Origin of the sequence: Oceanirhabdus seepicola, assembly GCF_023684385.1 — a bacterium.
Classification (GTDB): Bacteria; Bacillota; Clostridia; order Clostridiales; family Clostridiaceae; genus Oceanirhabdus; species Oceanirhabdus seepicola.
In genome coordinates this window covers 167,893-184,165 of record NZ_JAGSOJ010000006.1, presented here as the reverse complement: position 1 = coordinate 184,165, position 16,273 = coordinate 167,893, and the positions used below count along the sequence as shown (strand labels likewise).

The window sequence follows — 16,273 nt, the reverse complement described above, 5'->3', positions numbered from 1 at the left end:
ATCTTTTCTTTGTAATTTTATATTATTTATTTTCTAATAAATACGGAGAATGAGGAAATACAGTATAATTTATCATTTTATCATATTGTGAAGAAATTATCAAATCAAGAGGTTCTATACATGAGTAAGTCAATTAATAAAACAAGGCAGTGAACAACGTCCACTGCCTCAGTCGCTGAAAAATCCCAATCTCGGCATCACTAAGGCTCTCTACGCTGCTCAAGTACCATTATTCTGGTCATGACCCTGCGCGTTCGTCTTGTTCCTTAATCTTGGACTTTTTCAACACCCTACACTCTGAAGATGGAAAACAGAGTGAAAAAATATATTTTAAATTTACTTCCTAATTATTTAATCTCATACTCACTACACCTATTAAACAATTCATCATCCACTTCTGCTTTAACAAATGTTCCTTCTCCTTTATACTCTTCTTCTATTACATTTCCTCTACTGTGCACCATAGAAACAAGAGCTCCCTCGCTATAAGGTATCAAGAATTCACATAATCTCAACTTTACTGGTATATCTTTTCCAATGGCATCAAGGAGTTCATCAATATTTATTTTAGAAAGAGCACTTATTTCAATAATATTGTACCCTTCTTTTTCTCTTTTTATATTTTCTATTTGCTCCTCTGAAGCCATATCTATTTTATTTAGAACAAGCAATATTTTCTTATCCTCTACTCCAAGTTCGTGAAGCACATTTTCAACTGCCTCAATCTGTCCTAAAGCCTCTTCGCTACTTGTATCAACTACATGAAGTAGTAAATCCGCTTCAATAGTTTCCTCAAGGGTAGATTTAAATGCCTCTACCAGATCATGTGGAAGTTTTCTTACAAATCCTACAGTATCAGACATTACTACTTTTCTGTTATCTGGAAGTACAAGTGCCCTAACTGTAGTTTCTAAAGTAGCAAATAACATATTAGCTTCAAAAACCTTTTCTTTTGTTGCTGTATTAGCTGGAATATAGTCACATAACATATTTCTCAAAGTAGATTTTCCAGCATTTGTGTATCCTACAAGTGCAACAGTAGGAAGATTAGTCTTTCCTCTTTTTTCTCTCTGCACTTGTCTATTCTTTCTTATTCTATCAAGTTCTTTTTTTATATCATCTATTCTACTTCTTATATGTCTTTTATCAGTTTCAAGTTTTTTCTCTCCAGGCCCTCTCGTACCAATACCAGCTCCAGTTCTAGATAACACTGTACCTAAACCCATCAATCTTGGCATTCTATATTTCAACATTGCAAGCTCAACCTGAAGTTGGGCATCTTTTGTTTTAGCTCTTCTTGCAAATATATCAAGTATAAGCGTGGTTCTGTCAATAACCTTACATCCAATATTATCTTCTAGATTTCTCACATGTGATCCTGAGAGCTCATCATCAAAAATTACAACATCAATCTTCATTGCCTGCCTTAAGTAATCTATTTCAGTCACTTTACCTTTACCAATATAGAATGTTTTGTCAATCTTATTTCTCTTTTGAAGAACACTCTCAAGAACCTTAATGTTGCACGCTTTCGCGAGCTCTTCTAATTCCTTAAGACTCTCTTCACTCTCTACTCCAACAAGGATAGCTCTCTCTGTCTTATCCTCTTCAATTGAAAAATCTTCAAACATCTTATTTATTTCTATAATATTAGGAAGAGGATTGTGCTTTAAGGCTTCTTCTAATGGGACATTTTTGTATTCTTCGCATATTATTCTATTATCTTCAATTGCACAATATCCAACATTAACTTTAATCTTATCAATTTCTTCATTAACAGCAATTGCAACCATAGTATCTAACTTCAACTTAGTTAGTGCGCTTATATCCAATGCTGAAAGTTTACTATTTCCGTTTGGATGAGTATGGATAATTCTCACCCCACTTAGCTTTCTCTCAGAAACTTCAATCTCTGGAAGTTCAACAGTGGTACTATCCCCAAGTGACACTGCTGTGATTTTTCCTCTTCTACTAATAGCAACACTTATTTCTCTCTTTAACTCAAGTGTTAATTCATTCATAATATTGGCTAATTCTTCAGTGAATAAAACATCTTTTTCTATCTGAACATCATATATCTCTTCTAACTGATTTATTATTGATTTTTTAACCCCTTCTATATTTCCATATATCATAGCTTCACCTTATTTCTTATAAATTTTTATTTAATTCATCTTCAAATACCTATCTGCTCTTGACATTATTATAATTTTATAATATATAATGTTCATTGTAAACATAAAAGATGCACCTTTCTTTACTTTTGCCTTACGATTTTTAAATATTTATCCTAATAGGTTGTTTCAATACTAAATTTATGATATAAATATAGTTAAAATATAATTTTGTAAATAAAATATGAAGGCGGGATAAACTTGGAGAATAAGAAGCGAAACATATTATTCAGCAAAGAACAGATAGATGAACAACTAGTAGTAGTTGGTAAACAGATTTCTGAAGATTATAAGGATAAAAAATTATATGTTCTTTCACTTTTGAGAGGAAGTTTTATTTTTGCTGCTGATATTGTACGTCATATAGATGTTCCAACAAAAATAGGCTTCATGACTACATCAAGCTATGGTCACGGTGAAGAATCTTCTGGTGTGGTTAAAGTAGAACATGATGTTCCTGATAACATAGAAGGATACGATGTATTAATCGTAGATGATATAGTTGATACTGGAAATACAATGGAGTTTGTTGCAAATCACGTAAAGTCTTTAGGTGCTGCATCTGTAAAGAGCTGCGTTCTACTTGATAAACCTTCAAGAAGAGTAGCTAATATTAATCCTGATTTTTGTTGTTTCGAGATTCCTGACCTTTTTGTTGTAGGTTATGGATTAAATTATGGTGATTACTACAGAAACATTCCATATGTTTTTAATTGGGAATCTGAGGAATAAATTCTAAAATAAAAATCATTTTTCAGTTGACATTTTTGAATTTACGAGTAAAATAATATTAAGTAGTATTAATAATTGATAAAGTAAAACGTTGACAGGGCAAAGTACTATATACCCAGTTTTAAGAGAGGAAGCATCACCGGCTGAAAGTGCTTCTATTCATGAATATAGGAAAACTCCCCTTGAGTGTGATTCATTACCTTATACACATTAGGGAAATATCACCGGCCTAGCCGTTATCATAATGAGATAAATTCATTTGTTGAATTTTTTCGAGCAGCACAGAGAGTCCCAGTGACGCCGAGTATTGATTCATTCTTATGTTTTGTTCTTTAGAGTTTCAGGATGTTGAAAAGCTTCAAGGTCAAGGAACGCGATGAACGAACAGCGGAGTGTACAAAGGTACTTGAGTAGCACAGAGAATCGCAGTGACGCAGAGATTGAAACTTTTCAACATCCTGAATTAATTTGGGTGGAACCACGAGCCAATCGTCCCTTAATGACGATTTGGCTCTTTTTATTTTATAATAAAATAATTTAAAAGGAGGTAGTAAAATGAGTATAATCAATATTAAACTTAAAGATGGATCAGTAAAAGAGGTGGAAAGAGGCACAACTATACTATCTCTTGCAAAGTCTATTAGTGGTAGATTAGCAAAAGAAGCAGTTGCAGCTGAAATGGACGGAATAGTTGTGGATCTTAACAAAACTATCGAGGAAGAATGTGAAATTAATATTCTAAAATTCGATGATGAAAAGGGAAAAGACGTGTTCAGACACACTAGTGCTCATATCATGGCACAAGCTGTTAAAAGACTATATCCTGAATGCAAATTAGCAATAGGGCCAACTATAGATAGAGGTTTTTATTATGACTTCGATATAGATCAGACTTTCGATGCAAGTGATCTTGAGAAGATTGAAAAAGAGATCAAAGCTATTGTTAAAGAAAATCTTTCAATTGAAAGATTCGAACTTCCTAGAGAAGAGGCAATCGCTCTTATGAAGGAAAAAGGAGCAGACTATAAGGTTGAACTTATTGAGGATCTTCCTGAGGGAGAAATTATTTCTTTCTACAAACAAGGAGATTTTGTAGACCTTTGTAGAGGACCTCACCTTCCAAGTACTAAAGCAGTTAAAGCAATGAAGTTATTAAGTAGTACTGCTGCTTACTGGCGTGGAGATGAGAATAATAAAATGCTTCAGAGAATTTACGGAGTATCATTCCCTAAAGCTAAATTTCTAGAGGAACATTTACACCAACTTGAAGAAGCTAAAAAAAGAGACCATAACAAATTAGGTAGAGAGCTTGAATTATTCACTACTTCTGATTTAATTGGTCAAGGATTACCAATACTTCTTCCTAAAGGAGCAAAGGTTGTTCAACTGCTTCAAAGATTTGTAGAAGATGAGGAAGCTAGAAGAGGATACCATTTAACTAAAACACCATTAATGGCAAAAAGTGATTTATACAAAGTTTCAGGTCACTGGGATCATTACAGAGATGGAATGTTTATAATTGGCGATAAAGAAGATGAAGAGAATGTTATGGCATTAAGACCAATGACATGCCCATTCCAATTTATGGCTTATAAAAATAGACAAAGAAGTTATAGAGACCTTCCTTTAAGATATGGTGAGACTTCAACTTTATTTAGAAATGAGTCATCTGGAGAGATGCATGGTCTTATTCGTGTAAGACAATTCACAATTTCTGAGGGACACTTAGTATGTACTAATGATCAACTTGAAGATGAAATCAGAGGAGTTATCGATTTAGTAAACTATATGATGAATACACTTGGAATTCAAGATGATGTAACTTACCAATTCTCTAAGTGGGATCCGAATAATAAGAAGAAATATATTGGTTCTGAAGAAGATTGGGAAAGAACTCAAGATAACATGAGAAATATTCTAGACCATATTGGTTTAAATTATGTTGAAGTTGAAGGCGAAGCTGCGTTCTACGGACCAAAACTTGATATACAATTTAAAAATGTTCACGGAAAAGAAGATACTATTATTACTGTTCAAGTTGATTTTGCATTAGCAGAAAGATTTGAAATGACTTACGTTGATAAAGATGGTCAGAAAAAGCATCCAATAATAATCCATAGAACATCTATAGGTTGTTACGAGAGAACTCTTGCTATGCTTATTGAAAAATACGCTGGTGCGTTCCCAACTTGGTTAGCTCCAGTTCAAGCTAAAATACTTCCTCTTTCTGAAAAATATCATGATTATGCACATGAAGTAATGAATGAGCTTCAAAAATATGGTATTAGAGTTGAAATAGATGAAAGAGCTGAGAAAATTGGTTATAAAATTAGAGAAGCTAGACTTGAGAGAGTACCTTATCTTCTTGTTGTTGGACAGCAAGAAGCTGAAGAAGGTAAAGTTTCTGTAAGAAGTAGAGTTAATGGCGATGAAGGCGCTCAAGATTTAAAAACTTTCATACACAGAATAATGGATGAAGTTGCTGAAAGAACTTTAAATTACGAGAGTAAGCAAGAAGAGAGTAAATAAAAAAGGCCTTTGGCCTTTTTTAACAAATGTATAATGGATAATTGATAATTGATAATTGATAATGGATAGTGATGGATGGTTCTGACTTAGGTCAGAACCTACATTTTTTTGTTCTTTGGACAAGAGGTTTTTACTCATTTTATCTTATTATAAAATATTGTAGTTTAAATACAATGTTTCCTTAAAATGAAACGAGTATAATTCTTTTGTCCAAGGAAAACTAATATTAAGTTTCACGGAGTGAAATGTTAATCGTTGTCCACTGTCAACTATGTTTTTATATTTTATAGTACTTCAAAAATTACTGGTTTCTGAGATAGATTTATTCTTCCGTCCTTAACTTCGATTTTTTCACCATAAATAAGTTCTTCATAAAAACCATCTTTAATATCTAGTTCAAATATCTGATGATGTTCCCTGTCTTTTAATGATAATTCTCCAATCTTACCTTCAACATTAAAGATTCCAACTAGAGTTCTTTCACCCTTCTTATATGCTGCATATATTACCCCATCTACTGATGCTCTGCATACCTTATACATTCCATCTGCAAATATATCATCTTTTTTTATCTTTCCCAATGTTTTTAAGAAATCAACAAAATCTTCTTCTCCTTCATTCCAATTAACCATATCCTTTGTAAAAAGATCAGGTAAGTTACTATCTTTCATCTCTTGTCCTGCATATAACATTGGACATCCCTTTTGGAAATACATAAATGATGTCCAATTCTCAAGAAGGATATCGTTTGAAATAATCTTCTTAGCTCTTGGATTATCATGATTTTCAACAAATCTCAATTTCACATAATTATCAGGATTTGTTGATTCTTGACTTCTCAATACATTCAGGTATTCATTTAGTGGAATTTCTCCCATTAGATATTGCATCCATTTCTCTTGTCCATCATAATCATAAGTTATATCAAACGCTGAGTATGTTTCACAATCAGAAGCCACGTAGAATCCTGCATTTCTCACCATCTGTAAGAAATGAGGATGTACAGTTTCTGCAAGCCATACTGTATCTTTGTTTATCTCTCCAATTTCTCTTCTAGCTCTCATCCAGAAATCCATTGGAATAAATGGTGCTACATCACATCTAAATCCATCAACACCTATTCCAGACCATTTTTTTAAGGCTTCTATCTGATCACCCCAAAGGTCTTTATTGTTGTAATCAAGGTCTGTTATATCTGACCAATCAGCCACCTTACCACCTAGATTTCCATCTGGCTTTCTATAATAATACTCTGGATGCTCCTGAAGGTATTTTGCATCATGTGAAGTGTGATTGAATACAATATCAATCATACATAACATATCTCTTTTATGTATTTCATTTATAGTTTCCTTAAAATCTTCTTCTGTTCCGTATTCTGGGTTGACTTTTGTAAAATCAGCTATTGAATAAGGGCAACCCATATCACCCTTTTTATTCTTTTGCCCTATTGGATGAATAGGCATGAACCAAACAATATCAACACCTAGTTCTTTCATTCTATCAAGATCATCTATAACATCTTTAAATGTACCATTTCCTTTATGGTTTCTAACATAAACCTCATATATCAGTTTATTTCTTAGAGTTTTCTTGCTATCTATAGCCATACTCGTTTCTCCTCTCAAGTCTCTTAAACATATTAAAAATATTTAATAATGTCACTTATTTTTTATGTGCTCTATAATATTAATTTAACAGAAACACTCCTACAATGCAAACGTTTTCATTACAGGCTTCCAGCTGAGTTCAAATTAAATCCTGCTTTATCCAAATTAAGTTGTAACGCCGTTTCAGGTACTTTCCCTACAATAATTGTTTCTGCAATAGCAATTTGGTGGCTAACCTCTATGTCTTTGCTCATCAGAGGTAGGATTATTCTCACCCTACTTTTAACATTCACATAAATCTTATGCCTAGTTTGATTTATTCCCGCTGATTCAAAATTAGAAATATAATTTGCCTCTACATATCCTAGAGGTTGCATCTTAACTGTTATGGGTGGCCCTAAATATGATAAAATATTATTTCTGGTTATGTATCCAATTGGTAGCTTTATTCCCACATTACCTAACTCATTTAACTCTGTTTGTGACTTAAGTGCAACAGTACACGCTATCTTATTTAACTTCAAGGTATCAGCTTTCAACAATACAATACTTCCATCATTATCCCTTTCAATAGTTATAACCTCGTTATAATCAAAGTTCTCTGTGAACTCATCAATAATGGACTTATTAATCACTTCTAAAGACTTTGCTTTCATTTCTGCTTCTGAAACCGCCATTACAGTTGGCGTAACAATATGGTCAAATAGATATATGAAAACTGTAGATAATATAAAAATGATTATAAGAATGATTACAAGTTTTCTTCTAAAACTTTTTTTCTTTCTAATTCGTTTTTTATACCCCATAGCCCCACCTTAATTCCTGTTTTTGTATAATGTATGTTCGAAAAGACCAAAATATTGATATAAGTTTAATATTAACAATATATTAATCTTTGAAATTATACCCCTATTGATATTTATGATATAATAATTCTGTATATTGATTTTATGCTGCTATATTGTCTTAAAAAATAAGGAGGTTCTTATGAGAAATACTAAGAAACCTAAGGGTAAAAACAGTGATATTAAAAATCACTCTTCAAATGGTAAAAAGAATAATAAGAAAAAAAGTGGTGGATACAAAAAAGTTATCAAAGTAACTTTAATTACACTTTTAATATTAATTTTAGTTTCAGGCGTAGCAATGGCTGGTGTAGGACTGGCAATGATAAAAACAGCTCCTCCATTAAATGTTGAGAAAATACTTAAGCTTGATGAACCAGCTAAGTTTTATGATGATGAAGGAAATTTAATTGATGAATACATAACACTTAAGAGTAGAGAGAATGTATCTATCAATCAAGTACCTATTAATTTACAAAACGTATTTATTGCTATTGAAGATGAACGTTTTTTCGATCATCACGGCATTGATTGGTACCGTTTTGCAGGTGCTATGAAAAGTAATGTTAAATCTTTATTTAATAAAATAACTGGCAAACCATATGGTAGCTTTCAAGGAGCTTCTACAATACCTCAACAACTTGTTAAGCAAAGAATGTTTCTACAAAGTTCACTTGAAGATAGAATAAATATCGAAAGAAAAGTTCAGGAAATGTATCTTGCTTGGCAGTTAGATGATGAGCTTTCTAAGAAAAAAATATTAGAAGCATATTTAAACACGCTTCCACTTGGTGGAAAAGCTTATGGTATAAAGTCAGCTGCTAATCAATACTTCAGTAAAGAACTAAGCGAGTTAGATCTTGTTGAATGTGCATTTATTGCTAGTGCGGCTCAAAACCCATCAAAGTCTTATAGTTTAGCTCATAATTCAGCAACAAATGGTTCAAATACATTCTATTCTCAAAGAACCCTAGCAGTTCTTAATAAGATGTTAGAATTAGGTAGCATAACTCAAGAAGAATATGATATAGCTACAAAAGACAAAATCAAAGACGATACAGTTGCAGTTACATTTGATTTCAGTACCGGTGTATATAACGAGATGCAATACGAATGGTTCTCAAGAAAAGTTATCGATACTGTTACTGAAGATTTCAAAAAGCAAGGGAAAAGCCAGGATGAAATATACAATCTTTTAGCAAACGGCGGCTTAAAAATATACACTACAATGAATAAAGAATGGCAAGATAATACTCAGAGTATATTAAATGATGAACTAAGTAGCGACAAAACTAAAGCTTCTGATTATCTATTCCCAAGAAATAGTGATCTAACCCCAGTTCAACAAGATTTGCAAGCATCAACAGTTGTAATGGATTATAGAACTGGTGAAGTTAAAGTAATAATCGGTGGACGTGGTGATCAAGACCCACTTTCTTATAACAGAGCAGCATCTACTGACTTCTTAAGAGCTCCAGGATCTACTATTAAACCCCTTACAGTTTACGGTCCTGCAATTGATACTAAGAAGCTTACAGCAGGAACGATAATTGAAGATTCTCCTCTTGATGAAGAAACAAGAAAAAAATATAACGTATCTAACACTTGGAAACGTGGAAAAATTGCTCAGTATCCTCGTAATGCACCTAATAAATATTCTGGATATTTAAATATGCGTTATGGTTTAAAAGAATCCAAAAATACAGTAGCTTTAAAAGTTGTTGATAAAGTTGGATTATCAACTTCAGCTGAGTATGGAAGAAAATTCGGTCTCAAAATTAATACTGTTGATGAAAATAGTATTGCTTCTCTTGCACTTGGTCAGTTAACTGTAGAAGGCGGTACTTCTGGAGCTAATCCATTAATTCTTGCAAGTGCATACGGTGCTTTTGGTAACAATGGAGTTACGACTTCACCTTTAGTTTATTCAAAGGTTGTGGATAATAATGGTGAGATTATTCTTGAACCTGAAAGATCAACTAGAAAAATACTCTCTCCTGAAGCTTCATATATAATGTATGATCTTCTTAAAGAACCAGTTACTACTCCTGGTGTAGGTACAGGTACGAGAGCTATGTTAAGTGGTATGGATACCAGAGGTAAAACTGGAACTTCAGCTGATCGTAAAGATTTATGGTTTACAGGTTTTACTCCTTATTACTCTTGTTCCGTTTGGGTTGGAAACGATGATTATTCTCAGATTCAATATAAATCTGGAAATTATTTTGGAAGCAATAGCGTTGCAGGAATCTGGAATAAAATAATGCAACCAATTCATGAGGGACTTGAAAACAAAGCGGCTGTCGAAATGCCTAATAGAATTAAAAAGGCTAAGATTTCAAAGGATTCTGGTACTCTACCATCAGAGTTGACATCCAAGGATCCTCGTAAAAATAGAATTTACGAAGAATTATTCATTGATGGAACAGTACCAACTGAGCACGACAATGTTCATGAATTAGTAGAGGTAGTTACTAAAGATGGTAAAGATTATCTAGTAACTGAATACACTGCTCCTATTGACATAATAGAAAAGGTCTATATTAAAAGAGAATCCCTTCCATTTACTGGACCTGATAAAGAACCATACACTCTTTTAGATCAAAAGTATGTTGCTCCAACTGAGGAAGAACCTATGGATGAAGACCTTAAGCGAATCTTAGACCTATGGGGTCCTGATAGAAAAAAAGATGATGAAAAAGATAACGACTCAGAAAGCATAAATGATATTGGAAACCCAAATGATATTGGAAATCCAAATGAATTGAACAATAACAGCACTTCAGATATAGATGATGATACTGAAGTTGATAATAGTACTGAAAATAATATTGATTAAAAAAATAGCGAGAAGTTTTATACTTCTCGCTATTTGAATCTATTAATATTTAGTTTTTGAATTAAACATCAACGCCATAATATAACCAAACACTATAGCTGCCGTTATACCTCCAGCACTTCCTTTAATCCCTCCAGTAAAAGCACCAATTAGTCCAACTTTATCAACTTCTTCCATAACCCCTTTAGCAAGCGTAAATCCAAATCCCGGCAAAGGTAATGTAGCTCCAAATTTCCCTACCTCAACAATTTTCCCATATATTCCAACGCCACCAAGTATAACTCCAATAGTTACAAATGATACTAATATTCTCGCTGGTGTTAAACTAGTTTTATCCATTAATATTTGTGCAATAACACATATTGTTCCTCCAACAAGGAAGGAAGCTATATAATTATACATATTAATCCTCGCTTTCTATAGTGATAGCATGTGCTATTCCAGGTATACTCTCTCCTTGTAGTGAAGTAGTAGTACTTAACAATGCTCCTGTTGATACAAGAAGTATACGTTTTACAGTTTTATTTTTTAATTTTTCATATAAATAACTGCTAGCCACAACGGCTGAGCACCCTGCACCACTCCCTCCACAATTAACTTTCTGATCTTCAATATCAAATATACTCTCTCCACAATCCATATAAATATCCCTAACATCATACCCTAGATCAAGAAGCATTTCCTCAGTAATTTTCCGTCCGACAATCCCTAAATCACCTGTAGCGATGATATCATAATCTTTAGGGAGAAATCCTGTGTCTTCAAAATGAGTTTTTATTGTGTGCACAGCTGCTGGTGCCATAGCACCTCCCATATTAGTAGGATCTTTTTCCCCAAAATCTTTTACCTGACCAAATGTTACATGGGTAACTTTGGGATGCCCATTTCCCATACCTAGAAGCATAGCCCCTGACCCTGTAACAGTCCATTGAGCAGTAGGACTTCTTTGTCCTCCCATTTCTAAAGGAGCTCTAAACTGCCTCTCAGCTGATGAAAAATGAGATGAAGCCTCAGCTATTGCATATGATCCATATCCACCATCTATAAGTATACTAGCTACACATAAAGCTAAAGTCATTGTAGAGCACGCTCCATAAAGCCCAATAAGTGGAATATCAAAATCTCTTGATGCAAATGTAGTAGCAGTCAATTGATTTAAGAGATCCCCACCACATATGTAATCAATATCTTTGTCCTCTAATCCTACTCCATTTATACATTTCATTATTGTAGTATGGCTTATATGACTTTCTGCCATTTCATATGACATCTGCCCGTCCATATCATCATTTAATACAGAATTAAAATATTTCCCCAGTGGACCTGCTCCTTCTTTAGGACCAACAGTACTGTATGTTGAAATAATACTAGGTTTATTACGAAGAATAATACTTTGTTTTCCAATATGATTTTTCACGTTCTCACCGCTTTTCTTAATTTTAAGGTACATTCAAAAAATAAACTAGTCATCTTACTCGTCCTTTTGCCTATTTTCGTCGTTACTCAATCACTCACATACAGTCAGTATGCGCGTGATTAAGTTCCTAGAAAATACTCAAAATTACTTCGCAATCTGACTTGTTTATTTTTTTCATGAACCTAAAAGTTTAGTAAAATAATATATAATTCCTAAAAGTACAGATGAACTTATACCATAAATAAGTACAGGTCCTGCAATTGTAAACATTTTTGCTCCAACACCAAAAACAAAACCCTCTTTCTTGAATTCCATTGCAGGAGATACAATTGAATTTGCAAATCCAGTAATAGGCACTATAGAGCCCGCTCCTGCGAATTCTCCTATTTTATCATAAATACCTATTCCAGTAAGTAGCGCACCTATAAACACCATTGTAATTGTAACTAGTAACCCTACATTCTCTTCTGAAATGTTTATCATAAGGTAAATATCATTGATTAATTGTGCTAGAACACAAAATAACCCTCCTACAATGAATGCCTTAATACAGTGGGAAACCAAATTTGGTTTAGGTTTACTTACATCATTATGCTTCCTATATGATTCTTTAAGTATTTCATCTTTCACAGTGTACACCTCCGCTTTTACTACTTTCTATTATTTTGTGTAATTTTCAAGAAAATAATAAAAAAAATAAAAGAAAAAAGCAAGCAGATTTTATCCACTTATTTTTTCTTTTATTTGACCGAGAACTTTCTTTTCAATTCTTGATACCTGAACTTGACTTATCCCTAACTTCTTTGCAACTTGTACTTGCGTTTTATCTTTAAAGTACCTTAATATTATTACCTGTCTTCCTCTCGAATCTAATTGCCTTATTGCTTCTTTTAAAGCAATTTTGTCAATTAATTTAACACTATTATCTTTCTTATTTGCAATTTTATCAATGAGAAGTACTGGTGACCCATCATCTTGATGTATTGTGTCGTACAAATAATTCATACCAGCACTAGATTCAAGTGCAACGATAACTTCTTCTCTAGGAATTCCAGAATATTCGGACAACTCTTTTACTGTTGGATCACGCTCTAGTTCATTAGTTAGGGTTTCTCTATCATAATGTAACTGCCTTGCTTGCTTTTTAACACTTCTACTAACCTTTATTATTCCATCATCACGGAAGAATCTCTTTATTTCACCCATAATCATTGGAACAGCATAAGTTGAAAATTTAACACCATAACTATCATCAAAATTTGATACAGCTTTTACAAGACCTATACACCCTATCTGAAATAAATCATCGTACTCATAACCTCTATTTATAAATTTCTTACAAATAGAAGTCACAAGTGGAAGATTATTTTCAACGATATTATCAAGGGCTTCTTTATTCCCCTTTTTTGCTTCTTTTAGAAGTTCTAGATTATTACTATATTTTTTGTCCATCTAATTCACCCGTTCCATATTTCCTAATTGATATGTTTTCTCATTACAACACATGTTCCTTTTTCATATTCTGATTCAACTTTTAACTCATCCATAAATGTCTCCATAACTGTAAATCCCATTCCTGATCGTTCTAAATCAGGCCTAGAAGTATATAATGGTTCCATAGCAAGTTCAATATTTTTGATACCATTCCCCTCATCCATAACTTTTATTTCAATATCACTGTTCTCAATAGTACATTCGATAATTACTTTCCCATCTTCATGACCATATCCATGAATAATGCTATTTGTTACAGCCTCAGAAACTGCTGTTTTAATGTCAGCAAGGGTATCAATTGTAGGATCCAAAATTGATATAAAACTCGCCACAGCTACACGTGCGAACCCCTCATTAATTGATTTACTTAAAAATTCTAGTCTCATACTATTCTTTTGCATATTTATCCCCCCACTAAAAATTACTAACAATACTCTCAATAGAGTCAATCTTTTTGATAATCTTGTAAATTCCAGATACACTAAAGATTTTGTCTACTCTTTCATTGGTGTTAACTATATTGAGTTCTCCACCATGTTCAATAACCTTCTTGTATCTGTTTATCAACATACCTAACCCTGAACTGTCCATAAATGATACATCCCTAAAATCGATAATTACCTTATAAATCTTTTCTCTATCAATTTTATCATCTATCTTAGTTCTCACTTCCATAGCATTATGGTGATCTAATTCACCAAATAATTTAATAACCAGATGATCTTTTACTATATAAAAGTCTAAATGCATTTTCACTCCCCCTATCGATTATTTACATATATTTCCTTTTATATAATTCGTTAAAAAAGTCAAGAATCCTTCAATTATTAGTAATTTATTTTTGATTATATCCATTTTATTGTTTATTATACATTTTTATTAGTATTTGCATGAATTTTCTATTATGTTTATTTGCTCTTTGTTTAAAGATAAATAATCATATATTTTTTCATCAGAAATAGTCTCTTTCTCGAAAAAAATATTCAATAATTTTATTTTTTTCAAAGAATTTGGATAATACTCATAAAGATCATTTCCTAATTTTTTGCACACACACTTCATATAAAACTCATATAATTTTGAATTGAAAAGACTGCATAATCTTTCATAATGATATGCTTCATCTTTAAATTTAATACAGTAAATATCAGCACTGAAGAAACTTCCATAATCTACTGCGAATCTATTACTTGCACTTTTATATGGGAATATTATTTTTTCTCCTTCAAAAATTTCTATATTTCTTCCCCACTGTAACTCGTACCATCTTCTTACTCCATTAATACACTCTCTTCTTTTTTTTAGCTTATCTTCATATTTCCTTAAATGTTTAATAACATTACCTTCATTTATATCCTTTTCTCTTATTATATCTGAGTATATTAAACACTTGTCACTCTTATAAATCTTTGACTTATTAATAGAGCTATTTTTTATCCATCTTCTCAAAAGGTACTCTTCAATTTTCTCAGTATTTTCATCATGTATTATAAATGCTTTATCACACCCTGTAATTATTCCTTGATAAAATTCAGCAATTTCATCAATTGTTTTATTACTATTACAATTTATTTTATTTATAATATTTTGCTGTTCTTCATTTATTAACATCCATTTACTTTTTTCAAGTCTTTCTTTTCCTACAGTAAACTCTCCATAATATCCACCAGCATTTAATAGTTTTTTTGTGAATTCTCTATCAACTTCACCATTTACTATTTCAGGTTTTATTACAGAAACATGAGACTGATTTTTTACTTCTTTATCAATATTTATTATCACAGGATCTATACCCACACCTTTAAATGGTCTAAGTCCGTAAAAATCAGTTATTTGTATGTATCCTTCTACTTCCAACAACTCATCTCTAAGCTTTTCTCCACTTAATGACTCCATAAAATATCTAGATGTTATGAATATTATTTTCCCTTTATCAGTTGTGTTTTGTAAAGCTTCGTACAAAAAACAATATGAAACATCACCCTTATTCATATAAATATTACTATATTTTTCTTTAAGTATTTTTCTATATTCTTTTGATATACTCTTATGCCCTATATAAGGAGGATTTCCAATTATTATATCATATTTTTCCTTATCATTAAGAAGATAATCTACATTATATATTTTATCTATAAAATGCCTATATTTATAATAAACATCCATTTGTAATATAGCTAATGCAACTTCATCGATATCGTATCCAATGATATTGTTTTTAAGAATATATTCCACTACACACTCCTTACATCGTGGTTTCATTGTTTCACCTTTTGAAAACAATTCAATCAACTGAGCTATAACCTCAAATATAAAATTCCCTGCACCACATGACGGATCACAGATTTTTATATTTTTATGCTTATTAAAACTTAAGTTATTTACATGTTTTTTTACCATATATGCTACAATATGTGGTGGTGTATATACTCTTCCTTTTTCTTTATTCCCATGAACACATTTTTTTAAATAGAACTCCCCAATTTTTCCTTTTATCTCATACTTATTTTTTAATAATTCTATCAACTGTATCTTTTCAAAATATTCTGTTTTTTCTCCTCGTATAGAATCATATGTCTCTAAAACATCATTTTTAAACCCCATAAGTTATTCACCCCAATTGAATTATACAC

The 16,273-nt window shown here is 32.1% G+C and carries 13 protein-coding genes; 3 read left to right on the top strand and 10 right to left on the bottom strand.

From position 1 onward, the window contains the following. Nucleotides 1-347: 347 nt before the first annotated feature. Nucleotides 348-2,135: a GTPase HflX gene (hflX, locus tag KDK92_RS22650; RefSeq protein WP_250861691.1), complete on the bottom strand. Its 1,788-nt coding sequence runs from the start codon at nt 2,133-2,135 to the stop codon at nt 348-350. Between the two features lie 240 nt (nt 2,136-2,375). Between hflX and hpt the strand changes: the two genes are divergently transcribed. Beyond that, entirely contained in the window at nt 2,376-2,906 is a 531-nt protein-coding gene (gene hpt, locus KDK92_RS22645; protein WP_250861690.1) for a hypoxanthine phosphoribosyltransferase, read from the top strand. A gap of 561 nt (nt 2,907-3,467) precedes the next feature. Further along, nucleotides 3,468-5,435, top strand: a complete 1,968-nt coding sequence (gene thrS, locus KDK92_RS22640) for a threonine--tRNA ligase (RefSeq protein ID WP_250861793.1) — start codon at nt 3,468-3,470, stop codon at nt 5,433-5,435. Nucleotides 5,436-5,719: 284 nt separating this feature from the next. Here the strand turns inward: thrS and KDK92_RS22635 are convergent, their stop codons facing one another. Beyond that, nucleotides 5,720-7,045: an alpha-amylase family glycosyl hydrolase gene (locus KDK92_RS22635; protein ID WP_250861689.1), complete on the bottom strand. Its 1,326-nt coding sequence runs from the start codon at nt 7,043-7,045 to the stop codon at nt 5,720-5,722. A gap of 119 nt (nt 7,046-7,164) precedes the next feature. After that, nucleotides 7,165-7,851 carry a sporulation protein YunB gene (gene yunB / locus KDK92_RS22630; RefSeq protein ID WP_250861688.1) on the bottom strand — a complete coding sequence of 229 codons (687 nt, stop codon included), beginning with the start codon at nt 7,849-7,851 and terminating at the stop codon, nt 7,165-7,167. Nucleotides 7,852-8,032: 181 nt separating this feature from the next. On the opposite strand from yunB, the gene KDK92_RS22625 reads away from it, so the two are divergent. Then, nucleotides 8,033-10,729: a transglycosylase domain-containing protein gene (locus tag KDK92_RS22625; protein WP_250861687.1), complete on the top strand. Its 2,697-nt coding sequence runs from the start codon at nt 8,033-8,035 to the stop codon at nt 10,727-10,729. Between the two features lie 42 nt (nt 10,730-10,771). Here KDK92_RS22625 and spoVAE read toward each other — a convergent pair whose 3' ends face one another. From spoVAE to KDK92_RS22590, 7 genes are all read right to left on the bottom strand, one after another. Further along, a complete protein-coding gene (gene spoVAE, locus KDK92_RS22620) occupies nt 10,772-11,131 on the bottom strand; it encodes a stage V sporulation protein AE (RefSeq protein WP_250861686.1) in 360 nt (119 codons plus the stop codon). Nucleotide 11,132: 1 nt separating this feature from the next. Continuing rightward, nucleotides 11,133-12,179 carry a stage V sporulation protein AD gene (gene spoVAD / locus KDK92_RS22615; protein WP_250861685.1) on the bottom strand — a complete coding sequence of 349 codons (1,047 nt, stop codon included), beginning with the start codon at nt 12,177-12,179 and terminating at the stop codon, nt 11,133-11,135. A 141-nt stretch (nt 12,180-12,320) separates the two neighbouring features. Beyond that, nucleotides 12,321-12,776, bottom strand: a complete 456-nt coding sequence (spoVAC, locus tag KDK92_RS22610) for a stage V sporulation protein AC (RefSeq protein ID WP_250861684.1) — start codon at nt 12,774-12,776, stop codon at nt 12,321-12,323. Between the two features lie 90 nt (nt 12,777-12,866). Continuing rightward, nucleotides 12,867-13,598, bottom strand: coding sequence for an RNA polymerase sporulation sigma factor SigF (gene sigF, locus KDK92_RS22605; protein WP_250861683.1), 732 nt, complete (start codon nt 13,596-13,598; stop codon nt 12,867-12,869). A 23-nt stretch (nt 13,599-13,621) separates the two neighbouring features. After that, nucleotides 13,622-14,041 (bottom strand): anti-sigma F factor, encoded by a 420-nt coding sequence (gene spoIIAB, locus KDK92_RS22600; RefSeq protein WP_250861682.1) that lies wholly within the window; start codon nt 14,039-14,041, stop codon nt 13,622-13,624. A gap of 13 nt (nt 14,042-14,054) precedes the next feature. Continuing rightward, nucleotides 14,055-14,390 (bottom strand): anti-sigma F factor antagonist, encoded by a 336-nt coding sequence (spoIIAA, locus tag KDK92_RS22595; RefSeq protein ID WP_250861681.1) that lies wholly within the window; start codon nt 14,388-14,390, stop codon nt 14,055-14,057. Nucleotides 14,391-14,519: 129 nt separating this feature from the next. Further along, complete coding sequence (locus KDK92_RS22590; RefSeq protein ID WP_250861680.1) at nt 14,520-16,244, bottom strand: Eco57I restriction-modification methylase domain-containing protein; 1,725 nt, start codon at nt 16,242-16,244, stop codon at nt 14,520-14,522. Nucleotides 16,245-16,273: the final 29 nt, after the last annotated feature.